This is a genomic window from Bacillus sp. PK6-026, from assembly GCF_054161455.1.
The window spans coordinates 371,015-382,882 of the sequence record NZ_CP096418.1; the positions used below are offsets into that span (position 1 = coordinate 371,015).

The following is an 11,868-nucleotide window of genomic DNA, read 5'->3' on the forward strand; positions in this document are numbered from 1 at the left end:
GTACCTCCAGTGTTATTTAATCTTGAAAAGTATTTTCGTGCCGTCCGGATAATCGCTTACCTGATTGCCCACCCAAGATCCTGCTCCACGGTTATCAGAAGGACTGATATACTCGACGGAAGCACCTGTTCCGCCTTCTTCGCACATGGCCATCGGCCACTCGTCGCGGTCATAGCCCGATTTGGAAGGAACATCTTTTAACGATTCCTTTCGGCGTTCGTCGGCTCCGTCCCTGTCGATCGTACAGATTTTAGAATGCCCTTTCTTGATGGCCTTTCGAATGTGCGCGCCTGTTTCAGGATAGCGGTCCGACGGGAAAATCAGCACTTCATCATAGTCTGAGCCGTTTTGCCGGCCTGAAGGCTGGTGTTCTGAAGTGAAAAAATCGCCGGATATAATGCCGATGATCACGACGGCGACGGCGAGCAAGGTGATCAGCAAAGATTTAATTTTGTCCATTCGTGTTGTCCTGCTTTCTTATAAGTTGAATCACTCAGCCGCAGCGGGCCGGAAGTAAATACAACTTTATTATCGTAAAAATGATTTGAGAAATAAAGGGGAGATTAATAGGTTTTTCCTCCTGAAAAGCTGAATTTTAGTCTATCATATCGCCTTTTTTTAAAATTTTGCCGGTTCGTTTAGAAGGTTTTAGAGGTTCAAAATTTAAATTTCTCATATGGAAGAAAAACTTTCGAGCCCCCTTTATCAAGCTTTCCTGCGCGAATGATATGAAATACAAGACAGAAAAGGAGCTGACTGAGTTGCTTCGTAAGCTATTGAAGGCACTTCAAAACGGTAAAAACCGACGATACAGCAGCAGTGACTACGGACGGAAATCATACAAAAAATACAGCAGCAGCGATTATAAAAGAAAAGGGTACGGTCATCACCATTACAAAAGAAAGCATAAGAAATTTTTCGGCAGCAGCTAAATCGCGTGAAAACATTGATGAGATGGCTGTTTGACCGCCCGCTCAAAAAAGGAACCGTCTTGGAGGGGAGATATCGAATCAACCGTGTGCTCGGGATGGGCAGCTACGGTATCACATATCTTGCCGAAGAACTTGGGAGAGCCGGTTTCCGCGTCATCAAGCAGCAGAGAAAGACAAAAGCATGGACATCAGCCGGCCGGAGGTCTTTCAACCGCGAGGCTGAAATTTTGCGGGAATTGGATCTGCCTGCCGCGCCCCGTATATATGAGGTGCTTCAAGCGGCCGGCGAGCGGTTTATCGTAATGGAATATATCGAAGGAAAAACCTTTGAAGATTTGCTCTTTTATGATGGACATGTCTTTGATGAACAGCAAACGATCAGCATATTGAAGGAAGTGCTTCACAGCGTTTCATTTCTTCACAGGAGAGGGATTATTCACCGCGATTTGAGAATTCCCAATTTGATTGTGAGCGGAGGAACGATCCGCATTATAGATTTCGGACTGGCATGCCATCTGACTGAAAGAGAACGTGTTGATGACCGGCACCCGGAAAAAAGGCTGATGCGTGCTGTTTCCGTCAAAAGTGACTTTTATGCGCTGGGACATTTCGCATTGTTTCTCCTGTACTCCGAGTTTACTCCGTCCGGCGAGGAAGAAAAAAGCTGGGAAGAAGAACTCTGCCTATCGTCCGGGTTTACATCCGTTCTGAGGAAGATGTTGCAAATTGATCAGCCGTATGAGCGTGCAGAAGATATTATCGGCGACTTGACTTCCTGTACGGCGAAAAAGATGAAGCATCCGTTTTAACGACAGCCCAGCGTGTCGACAAACCCTCGCAGTCGTTGTCAGGCCTGCTAAGTCGGACTGACGAATAGAAGGAGGATCGGGAGGCTGACGTTCTGAGGCGTCCTGCCTGAATACCGCGTCATTATATCCTGTGAAAGTCTTCTCCGATGCTCGGCCTTCCTAGACTGTAAGGGATGCGGGTCACGCTGAAAGGATGACAAAATCCCAAAACTAAAAGTCGTTTTGGGATTTTGTCAACGCGAGAAGATTAATTTTTGTCCCCATTTTCAATTTAAATCGTTTTCTCTTTTACTGCATTCCTCCTTTTGTTTCACCAGTATATACATATCGGTTAAGACGGAGACGTTTTGACAAGATGAACAAAAAACCCCGTTGTGAAAACGGGGTTTTAAACAATTTGAAAGCCTAAAGTTCCTCTGCTTTTTCGGCTTTTTTTGTTTCATACTGTTTTTGTTTATTTGCGATGTAGCTTCTGGCCTCTTGATGCATACGCTGTTTCAGTTTGTAGACTTCGCTGTTTTGATAGATATGTGAATTGTAGTTTAGCGGAGATGCATTTTTCCCTTTTCCTGTTGCGTCGATCAAGGCGGAGTAGTCGGACTGGATCATTTGCTGAATTTGCTCAGAGGCCGAGTATTCTCTTTTGAGCAGCCCGTCAAGATCCTCGACAGCTTTAATCGTGTCTTTTCTGTTTTGATTTGCAGCATCGAGCTGCTGTTTGATTTCATCGGAAGAGAACGGCTGTAGCGATATTAAATCATCAATCTGTCCTAAAATATTAGACAGTTCTTGTTGCTGTGCGGAGACCATGTTTTGAGAGTGAATGTGGACATTTGCAAGCTCCTGTTCAAGAAATTGAACATCAACGAATGTGTCCTCTGAAAGTCCGGCATTTTCGGCCGCAGCAGATACACCATTCAGAAACTGAATCTGCATATCAGCTAAATCCAGCCAGCCGTCTACGATCCCTGATTGGTCTCTGTAAAACGCTTTAATGGCATCAGCGCCTTTTCCTTGGAACTCATCAAGTTCTGCGACGCTGTTTAACGATTGTTTTAAGCTGACGAGCTGTTCTCTCAAGTTTTTATATTCATCAGATCTTTGCTTCATAGCTGATAATAGGGTTTCCGCTTCGTAGACTTTCATTGGAAATCTGCCCTTCCTGCGACTTATATAGTACAGAGTGTACCACTTTGTCACAGGGGATTGGGCAATAAATCCTGAATATCCATGAAAATGAATCTTTGTGATCAAATTTGTAAGCTCTTTAGGCTTTTTGTCGTGATAGAAGACTTTTGATTTAATAGTTAATTAGTCCCTTTTATGGCGGAGTTGTGTCGTCGGACTGAAGAAAAGCAGACAACTAAAAATGTGAAATACTGTGAACAACACAATTGAAAATGTGATGATATGGTATCTTAAAATTAAATATTAAATAAAAAAGACTCGGAATATTGTAATTAAACATAATTGACTACTTTCTCATGCTTGATTAGTATAATAGTAAAATATTTTTAAAAAAGGATATTTTTAAAAGGGGGGATCGGGAGTGAATGAAGAAGGTTATCGGCTTGGAATTGATATTGGAGGAACTTTTACCGATCTTACATTGTTAAACCAGGCGGACGGGAGCATGACCGCAGTTAAAACGCCGACCGTTCCCGAAGATCCGGCCCAAGGGATCATCAACGGTTTGGCTCTCTTGAAGACCCAGGGTGTTCACCCTTCAGAAATTCATCACTTCGTACACGGCATGACAATCGGTTTGAACACATTATTACAACGCAAAGGGGCTGATATTGCTTTATTCGTAACCGAAGGTTTTCGTGATATTCTTTCGCTTCAACGCCTCCGGCTTCCGATACCGTACGATTTTAGATCGAGAATGCCGGAGCCCCTTATTCCCCGGAAAAACGTGTTTCCCATTCAAGAAAGAATGCTTTATGACGGCTCTGAAAATCTGCCGCTCCATAAGGAAGAGATCGATGAGGCGGTTGGACAAGTTTTAAGAAAAGGATTAAAAGGAATCGTTGTTTCTTTTTTGCACAGCTATCGGAATCCGCTTCATGAACGCCAGGCTGCAGAACGGATCAGACAAATAGCACCTGAGCTTGAGGTTGCAACGTCTGCGGAGCTTTGGCCGCAAATGAGGGAATACGAACGGACGGTTATGGCCGTCGCAAACCTATACATCAAACCGAATGTCCATCACTACTTTCGAACGCTGAAAGAGAGGCTCGCCCTGGAAGGAATTTCAGCGCAGCCGTTTATCACCCAGTCTAACGGAGGACTGATGGACATTGAATCGGCTGCCGAGGCACCTGTCAAAACGCTTTTTTCCGGACCGGCAGCAGGGGTCATCGGTGCCATCAGAACGGCGGAAACCGCCGGAGAGGCGAATATCATCACATTTGATGTCGGAGGAACTAGCGCGGATATTTCGATTGTTGAAGAAGGGGAGCCGACTTTTACACAGTCAAATCAAATCTCTGGATTTCCGATTACGATTCCGTCTGTAGCGATGTATTCGATCGGTGCTGGCGGAGGGTCGGTGGCATGGATTGACAGCGGAGGTCTCTTGAAAGTAGGACCGGAGTCAGTTGGATCTGATCCGGGGCCGGCTTGTTACGGAAAAGGAACAAAGGCCGCACTTACAGATGCGTTTCTTATATGTCATTATTTAAATCCAAACCGGTTTGCATCAGGAAATATGAAACTGTACCGGGAAAGATCCGAAAAAGCGCTCCTCCCGGTTGCCGAATATTTAGGCACAGATGTGGAGCAGGCCGCGGATCAGATGATTCAGGTTGCGCTTGCCAATATGTACACGGAACTAAGCAATGTTATGGAGCAAAACGGGTTTGACCCGCGTGAATTCAGCCTCATGGCCTTTGGGGGCGCAGGACCGGTCACTGCTAATTTTTTGGCTGAGGAAATTCAGGCCAAAAATGTGCTGATCCCGCCGCATCCGGGAACCTTGTCCGCTTTGGGCGCACTGACGGCGGATTTTATTTATGATGCTGTATGTTCAAGACAGGTGCTGCTTGAACAAATAAAAACGGCCGAGTTAAAAGCGGAGTTTGTAAGGCTGCAAGAGCAAGCGGAAACATGGCTGCGGAAACAGCAGGCGGAGATGCTGCCGGAAATCTCTCTTCTTTACTTGCTTGATGCCCGTTATAAAGGTCAGGCATACGAAATTGAGCTCCTTGTTTCACCGGAATGCCTGGAAGGCAAAAGCACGAGTGAAATCGCGGACTCCTTTCACCTCTTACATGAAAAGCAATATGGACACAGCGATGAGAAAGCAAGCATTGAGTTGATGAATATACGCGTCCGCATCATAGGCAAGACACCGAAGCCGCCAGGCGGAAAAGGAGGCCGAAGTGAGCTGCCCGAGGCTGAACCGGTCAGCCAAAGAAAGATCATCATAAAAGGCGGTACATATCAAACCGCTGTATACCAACGTTCAGATTTAAGGTGCGGTCAGAGAATAAATGGGCCGGCCATTGTTGAGCAAGATGATACAACGACGCTGATTTTGCCAAATTGGAGCGGAAAAACTGATCATGCCGGAAATTTGATCATTGAACGGAAGGAGAGCTGACCATGCGCACAGATCCTGCCCGGCTGGAAATGATGAGAAGCTACTTTAACGCGATAGCCGCGGGAATGGGACACGTTATTGAACGGACGTCCTTTACCACATTTGTAAAAGAGTCAGCTGATTTCGCTACTGCGCTTGCGACGCCGGAAGGGGAGTTTTTCGTTTATCCGAAAACGGTCGGCGTCACGATTTTTTTAGGCCTTTCATTAAAACGTATCATCGAAGAAAGCGGCCCATTTGAACCGGGAGACATTATCCTCACAAATGATCCCTATACAACGGACGGATTGGCGACCCACTTGCCTGATATACATGTAGTGAAGCCGATTTTCATGGAGGGCGAGGTCATCAGTTACGCGTGGTGTTTTGTCCATTGCAGCGATGTCGGCGGCCTTGTTCCGGCAAGCATTTCGCCGACAGCGACAGACATCCATCAGGAAGGCCTGAGGATACCGCCGGTGAGAATTTACAAAGCGGGAAGAGAAAATCGCGATATATTGAATGTGCTGCGGGCAAACAGCAGGGTTCCCGACTTAAATGAAGGGGATATTCATGCGATGGTGGCCGCGGTCAATACGGCGGAGAACCGATTGACAGAGATGGTCGGCAAGTTTGGAAAAGAAGCGGTCCAACAAGGAATGTATGATTTGCTCGAACAAGCAGCGATGAGAGCCGGCCGGGTTATCAGCGGGATTCCGGAAGGCACATACAGTTTTTCAGATTATCTTGATGACGATATGATTTCTGACGTTCCGATCCGCTTGGCTGTTACGGCAAACGTCTCGGGAGGGGAAATCACATTGGACTTTTCAGACTGTGATCCCCAGGTGAAAACCGCATTTAACCTTGTCACTAATGGAAGCAAACATTCATTTCTATTTCAGGGCCTGATCAACTTTATCATAAGTGAAGACCCGTATATTCCGGTTAACGGGGGACTGACAAGGCCGATCAAAGTCATCGCTCCGAAAGGTACACTGGTTCATCCGGAATATCCAGCGGCCGTCGGAATTCGTCATTCGATTACGATGAGACTTTATAATGCCGTACTGGGCGCTTTGGCCAAGGCGCTTCCGAAAGCTGTGCCTGCAGCAGGCGCCGGTCAGTCAGCGATTGTCGTACTGTCGGTTCCCGACGAATCAAAGGGCGGCCGGAAGATGTCTGTGGTCGAACCGATGGGAGGCGGAGGAGGCGGCCAGCATGACATGGACGGAGCAGACGGTATTGACCATGCATCCGGATTTTTAAAAAATACGCCGATTGAAAGCCTTGAACAGCACATTGACATCCATGTCCGCCGCTATGAGCTGATTAAAGATACCGCCGGAGCCGGTTTTCACAGGGGCGGCCATGCAATCGGGCTGGAGTTTGAAGCGACGGCGCCAGAATCAATTGTGACCGCAAGAGGGATGGAGAGAATGCGATTTCATCCGTGGGGGCTCGCCGGGGGAACGGCAGGAGCGCTCGGACGGGTGCGTCTTTATCCGGAGCAGCCTCAGGAGAAAACGATTTCGAAGATCGACGTTTTAAAGCTCAACAAAGGGGATGTTATCAGCATTCATTCGCCTGGCGGCGGAGGCTGGGGAGATCCATACAGCCGGGAAGCTGAATCGATTTTGAGGGAAGTTGAATCGGGCTTGCTGAGCCCGGAAGCGGCATACCATCAATACGGCGCGGCTGTAAAAGAAAACGATGCAGGCTCATTCATTATTGATCTGGAAGAAACAGCTGAAATCAGAAAAAAGAAAGCAGGCGAACCTCGGAAACATTGGGATTTCGGGCTTGCTAGAGAAGAATACGAACGGTGCTGGACAGAGGAAGCCAGCAGCACATTGGCCCGGATTCTGCGACAGTTTCCGGCTCATCAAAGATCACATGTTAAACATCTAGTCCACCGTTATTTTTCAAAAGAACATAACGGTTCGATCAGCAAAGGCGATGTTGCGGCCGCTGTGGAAAAACTGGCTGGCAAAAATAACACGGGAATGGTGAGATGACAATGAAAAGTAAAATTTCTGCTTTATTTATTCTGTCTCTTGTAGCGGTGCTCCTTCTTTCGGGCTGCGGCGGAAAAGGTAGTCAGGAAAGCAAACAATCAGATACAGTCGTTATCGGCGTCTATGGAGGCGATTGGGAAAAACATATTAAGCCTAGCCTTGAATCTTTTGAAAAAGAAACAGGGCTGAAGGTCAAAGTCGTCGCAGGGACAGACTCTGAGTGGTTTACAAAGCTCAAAGCTGCAAATGGCAGAAATGCTCCGTATGATCTCTTAATCCTGCAGCCGGATACGATTCACAGGGCACAGTCGGCGGGGTTACTGGCGCCAATCGATCAGGAAAAGGTTCCGAATATCCGCGATCTGTATCATTCCGTTCAGAAACGCTTCACTGATGATGGAAAGCAGTATGCGGCCGGTTTCAGTATGGGGCAGCTCGGAATTGTCTACCGAAAGGACCTTGTACCGCAGGAGCCTAAACGCTGGACGGATCTTTGGAACAGCAGTTATAAAGGTCATGTGGCCATATCATCGCCGGCTTATTCGGCGGGACTTCAGTTTTTTGTAGGATTAATCAATGCCCAGGGCGGCCTGGAGTCAAATGGGAAAGACGTGGATAAAGCGTTCAACAGTTTGGCGGATTTAAAGAACAACATAACAGCCTATCCCGATAATCCGGGCTCGATACAAACACTTTTGGAACGCGGGGATGCATGGGTTGTCCCGTTTTGGGACGGACGCGCTTTTTCTTTGCAGGACGCCGGTCTTGACCTGGGATTTGCATATCCCGAGGAAGGTGCCGTCGCAGCAGTTGCAAGCTGGGCTTTGATGAAAGGAAGCCCTAATCAGGATAACGCATACAAGCTGTTAAATCACCTGCTCAGTCCAAAAGTGCAAGGAGATTTTGCCGATAGAACATTTTACGGCATGGCCAATAAAAAAGTGAAATACAGCGATAAATTAAAAGGAAAGATTAAAGTAGGGGAGGACTATTACAGGAATTTAAAATGGGTTGACTATGAAGTCGCGGCAAAAGATCTAGGCGATTGGACAAATCGCTGGAATCAAGTACTTGGCGGAAAATAGGTGACAAACATGAGCGCAATTCAGATTCAGCATGTCAGCCGGCATTTCGGAAACACCATCGCATTGGAAGACGTACAGCTTGAAGTCAAAGAAGGGGAATTTTTCTCTCTCCTCGGTCCGAGCGGCTGCGGAAAGTCAACGCTCCTTCATATCATTGCCGGGTTCCTTGAACCGACGTCAGGGTTTGTATATTTAGGAGGAAGAGATGTAACTGATTTGCCGCCATACGACCGACATATTGGAATGGTTTTTCAGGATTATGCTTTATTCCCGCATCTCAGCGTATTTGACAATGTTGCATACGGATTGAAAGTTCGAAAATGGCCCCGCCGCAAGATTGAAGAACGGGTGATGGAAAGCCTCGCCCTTGTCAGGCTTGAAGCGTTTGCTAATCGCATGCCCCGTCAGCTGAGCGGGGGCCAGCAGCAGCGGGTGGCGATTGCCCGGGCATTGGCGATTCAGCCGTCTGTGCTATTGCTAGACGAGCCGCTGAGCAACTTGGATGCGAAACTTCGAAAAGAAATGCAGACGGAGCTGTGCAGCATCCAAAAGCGCGTCGGTATTACAACGATTTTAGTGACGCACGATCAGGAGGAGGCTTTAAGCTTATCAGACAGAATTGGAATCCTCGGCTGCGGCAGGCTTCAGCAGCTCGGCACTCCGTTGGACGTGTACCGCACGCCTGCTAATCAATTTGTCGCCGAATTTATCGGACAGGTCAATTTGCTGAAAGCGCGTGCGTCGAAGATACAGCCTTCATCAGGCGTTTATGGCTATGAAGCGGTCGATTTTGAAATATATGAAGGTGTTCCGCTGACTTTTGAAATCAGCCGGAATCTCTTAAAAAAATCCTCTGTATTGTTCATGGTGCGGCCCGAGAGAATCTCAGTCTCTTTCAAGAAGCAGAAGAACAGGCTGATTGAAATGCCTGCAACGATAACGGAAGTCAGTTATGCCGGGCATGCTCTCAGGCTGAAAGCCGCTGTTTTCAAAGGAGAATGGATCATTCAGGCGCCCGATCCTCAATTTCCAAGATTGCCGAAGGCGGGGGATCAAGTGTATCTTTCTTTGGATCCGGACGATTTTGTTCCGCTCGATGTAAAGGAGGATGCAGATGGGTGCTCTTGAACAAAAACGGTTTTATTGGGTTTTGCTTGTTCCCGTCCTTTTATTTCTCGGCGTTTTTCTCGTGTTGCCGCTTGTTCTGCTGCTGTTATTAAGTTTCAGAGACGTGGACGCTATGATGAATACGCTCGATACGTACAGTTTTTCTCAATATGTCGAAGTGTTCTCTTCGGACATTTATTTGAAAACAATCGGTATAACGCTTTGGACGGCGTTGAAGACCACTGTATTATGCCTTGTGATGGCGTATCCGGCGGCATATTTACTCGTTAAGGCGCCGACCGGCAGGCTGCGGGCTTTGTTTTATATATTGCTTGTTTCTCCTTTACTGACCAGTGTTGTCATTCGGACGTTTTCCTGGATTGTGCTGCTTTCGCAAAACGGGATCGTCAATGAGGCGCTTATCAGCTTGAAGCTGATTGAAAAGCCCCTGCCGCTTTTATGGAATATGAACGCCGTCATCATCGCATATGTCCAGGTTATGCTGCCGTTTGCTGTGCTGCCGCTTGCCGGTTCTTTAAACGAAATGAAACCGGATCTTAAATTTGCTTCGATGAGCCTTGGAGCGGGGAGGCTTCGGACATTTTTTTTCGTGACCTTGCCAATGACGGTTCCAGGATTGCTGACAGGAGCAATGATCGTGTTTTCGCTTTCGGCCGGAAGCTATATTACGCCTCTTCTCGTCGGCGGAAGGATGCAGCCGCTGCTGCCGTTATCAATCTATCAGCAGGTCATGCAAGTCTTTCATCTTCCTCTTGCAGCAGCTATGTCGATTACTTTATTAGCCGTTGTCAGCGTGGTTATTGGAATCCTTGGCTTTTTCCAAAAGCGTTGGGAGGCGAGAATAAATGGGTAGACGATTGCGCCGTTTGTCTGGGGGAAAGTGGATTGATGTGTGCGTTTGGGCGGCGGGTTTATTGGTATACCTTTTTTTGGCGCTGCCTGTATTTGTGATTATACTGTCGGCTTTCAGCCCGGACGAATATCCGAAGTTCCCGCCATCCGGCGTCTCGCTGCGCTGGTTTGCCGGAGTTTTCAGCAGCAGCGGCTGGATGGAATCGATTTGGGTCAGCGGTATGCTGCTCCTCGTTGTAACGCCTCTTGCGGTGATCCTCGGAACAGTTGCAGCTTATGCATTGGCGCGGCTGAACTTTCCTGGAAAACAGGGGATTCAAGCTTTTATTTTATCGCCGTTGATGATTCCTCAAATCGCATTAGGCGTGTCATTTCTCTATTTATTGACAATGCTTGGGGTAAACGGCACATTTGCCGGCCTGGCCGCCGGGCATATGCTGATCAGCCTTCCGTATGTCTTACGGACGGTCGGCGTCAGCATGGCGAACGTGGATCCGAAGCTTGAACTGGCATCCATGAATCTTGGCGCAGGTCCATGGTATACCTTTTTTCATGTTACCTTGCCGCTCATTAAACCGGGAATCATTGCGGGAGCCGTTTTTGCCGCTGTGACGTCATTCGGGGAAGTATCAATCAGTCTGTTTGTTTCTTCACCTGCTGTCACGCCTGTACCGGTGCGCACGTTCAGCTATATTGACCAGACGTTTGATCCGAGTGTTAATGCGATTTCGGTTATTTTTATCACAGTTTCAGTGATCGCGCTGATCATCATCGAGCGGACGATCGGGCTTTCAAAAACCGTGTAGCAGGCGAAACTCAGCCTGCTTTTTTGTATGGAACACCGAAAGTATTTCAAGATACCGTTTAGGAGGAGACAGTTCAGTGATTTTCCGTTCTGCTTCAATGTTTTCGCAAGCTGTTTGTCTTTTCTCGTATTAGTTTAAACGGCTGGGTAAAAGAAACGTTTTATTTGAATGAACATTGTAAAAGAAAACGCCTAAGCCTTAACGGATTTTCATGATTTATTCATGAAGTTAAGGCTGTTTTTTTAATATTTTAATATATTCTTTATCTAGGATTTGGAATTTTTTGCGGAATTAAGCGGTTTTTTTCGTTTTCCCGCATATTTTTTTGTCGATTTCGGTATCACGCATTAACATTCATGGATAACATTCGGCATCCCGCATGAAACTTTTCACCTATTTTTCGGTGAAAAAAACAAAATTTTCATTTAAAGTGAACTGTGAGCAGAAAATGAATTTATATCAATAAAAGCAGATAAAGGCAAACCTGCGGAAACGCAGGGACGCAAAGCCATGGCCTAAGGTACTGACGGTGCTACGGTTGACAGGTTGCCGAATAAACAGGGAGTTCGCCCGTTTTTATTCGGGTGGACTCTTTTCTTTTTTATTTCCAAAATAATGTTTTATTGGAAATGACAAATCTGTGACAGCGTTTTTC

10 protein-coding genes and 1 riboswitch are annotated in these 11,868 nt (G+C 46.9%); of the genes, 8 read left to right on the forward strand and 2 right to left on the reverse strand.

The genetic code is table 11. The features are described from left to right. Positions 1–12: 12 nt before the first annotated feature. Positions 13–459 (reverse strand): NucA/NucB deoxyribonuclease domain-containing protein, encoded by a 447-nt coding sequence (locus tag M1D59_RS01995; protein WP_020450096.1) that lies wholly within the window; start codon positions 457–459, stop codon positions 13–15. A gap of 302 nt (positions 460–761) precedes the next feature. On the opposite strand from M1D59_RS01995, the gene M1D59_RS02000 reads away from it, so the two are divergent. Both M1D59_RS02000 and M1D59_RS02005 read left to right on the forward strand, forming a co-directional pair. Then, positions 762–932 carry a hypothetical protein gene (locus M1D59_RS02000; RefSeq protein ID WP_023855671.1) on the forward strand — a complete coding sequence of 57 codons (171 nt, stop codon included), beginning with the start codon at positions 762–764 and terminating at the stop codon, positions 930–932. A 5-nt stretch (positions 933–937) separates the two neighbouring features. After that, a complete protein-coding gene (locus tag M1D59_RS02005; protein ID WP_458117744.1) occupies positions 938–1,741 on the forward strand; it encodes a serine/threonine protein kinase in 804 nt (267 codons plus the stop codon). Positions 1,742–2,146: 405 nt separating this feature from the next. Here the strand turns inward: M1D59_RS02005 and M1D59_RS02010 are convergent, their stop codons facing one another. Next, positions 2,147–2,887: a ribonuclease YeeF family protein gene (locus tag M1D59_RS02010; protein WP_075212964.1), complete on the reverse strand. Its 741-nt coding sequence runs from the start codon at positions 2,885–2,887 to the stop codon at positions 2,147–2,149. Between the two features lie 403 nt (positions 2,888–3,290). Here M1D59_RS02010 and M1D59_RS02015 point away from each other — a divergent pair, with 403 nt between their 5' ends. Genes M1D59_RS02015 through M1D59_RS02040 form a run of 6 tightly spaced genes read left to right on the forward strand, consistent with a single transcriptional unit; the run spans position 3,291 to position 11,213 of the window. Continuing rightward, complete coding sequence (locus tag M1D59_RS02015; RefSeq protein WP_224146479.1) at positions 3,291–5,345, forward strand: hydantoinase/oxoprolinase family protein; 2,055 nt, start codon at positions 3,291–3,293, stop codon at positions 5,343–5,345. Positions 5,346–5,347: 2 nt separating this feature from the next. Beyond that, positions 5,348–7,342, forward strand: a complete 1,995-nt coding sequence (locus M1D59_RS02020) for a hydantoinase B/oxoprolinase family protein (protein WP_458117745.1) — start codon at positions 5,348–5,350, stop codon at positions 7,340–7,342. Between the two features lie 2 nt (positions 7,343–7,344). Beyond that, on the forward strand, positions 7,345–8,427 hold the full coding sequence (locus tag M1D59_RS02025) for an ABC transporter substrate-binding protein (RefSeq protein ID WP_271725745.1): 1,083 nt from the start codon (positions 7,345–7,347) through the stop codon (positions 8,425–8,427). Positions 8,428–8,436: 9 nt separating this feature from the next. Continuing rightward, positions 8,437–9,555 (forward strand): ABC transporter ATP-binding protein, encoded by a 1,119-nt coding sequence (locus M1D59_RS02030; RefSeq protein ID WP_458117746.1) that lies wholly within the window; start codon positions 8,437–8,439, stop codon positions 9,553–9,555. Next, the gene (locus tag M1D59_RS02035) at positions 9,542–10,408 is read left to right on the forward strand and encodes an ABC transporter permease (protein ID WP_020450103.1); all 867 of its coding nucleotides are present in this window, start codon (positions 9,542–9,544) and stop codon (positions 10,406–10,408) included. The genes M1D59_RS02030 and M1D59_RS02035 overlap by 14 nt, the downstream gene beginning before the upstream one ends. After that, entirely contained in the window at positions 10,401–11,213 is an 813-nt protein-coding gene (locus M1D59_RS02040) for an ABC transporter permease (protein ID WP_101561643.1), read from the forward strand. The genes M1D59_RS02035 and M1D59_RS02040 overlap by 8 nt, the downstream gene beginning before the upstream one ends. 467 nt (positions 11,214–11,680) lie before the next feature. Continuing rightward, positions 11,681–11,767: riboswitch (cyclic di-GMP riboswitch) on the forward strand. Positions 11,768–11,868: the final 101 nt, after the last annotated feature.

Coding starts and splice junctions, on each gene's coding strand:
- M1D59_RS01995 (WP_020450096.1), bottom strand. CDS start 459: ATGGACAAAATTAAATCTTTGCTGATCACCTTGCTCGCCGTCGCCGTC.
- M1D59_RS02010 (WP_075212964.1), bottom strand. CDS start 2,887: ATGAAAGTCTACGAAGCGGAAACCCTATTATCAGCTATGAAGCAAAGA.
- M1D59_RS02020 (WP_458117745.1), top strand. CDS start 5,348: ATGCGCACAGATCCTGCCCGGCTGGAAATGATGAGAAGCTACTTTAAC.
- M1D59_RS02025 (WP_271725745.1), top strand. CDS start 7,345: ATGAAAAGTAAAATTTCTGCTTTATTTATTCTGTCTCTTGTAGCGGTG.
- M1D59_RS02030 (WP_458117746.1), top strand. CDS start 8,437: ATGAGCGCAATTCAGATTCAGCATGTCAGCCGGCATTTCGGAAACACC.
- M1D59_RS02035 (WP_020450103.1), top strand. CDS start 9,542: ATGGGTGCTCTTGAACAAAAACGGTTTTATTGGGTTTTGCTTGTTCCC.
- M1D59_RS02040 (WP_101561643.1), top strand. CDS start 10,401: ATGGGTAGACGATTGCGCCGTTTGTCTGGGGGAAAGTGGATTGATGTG.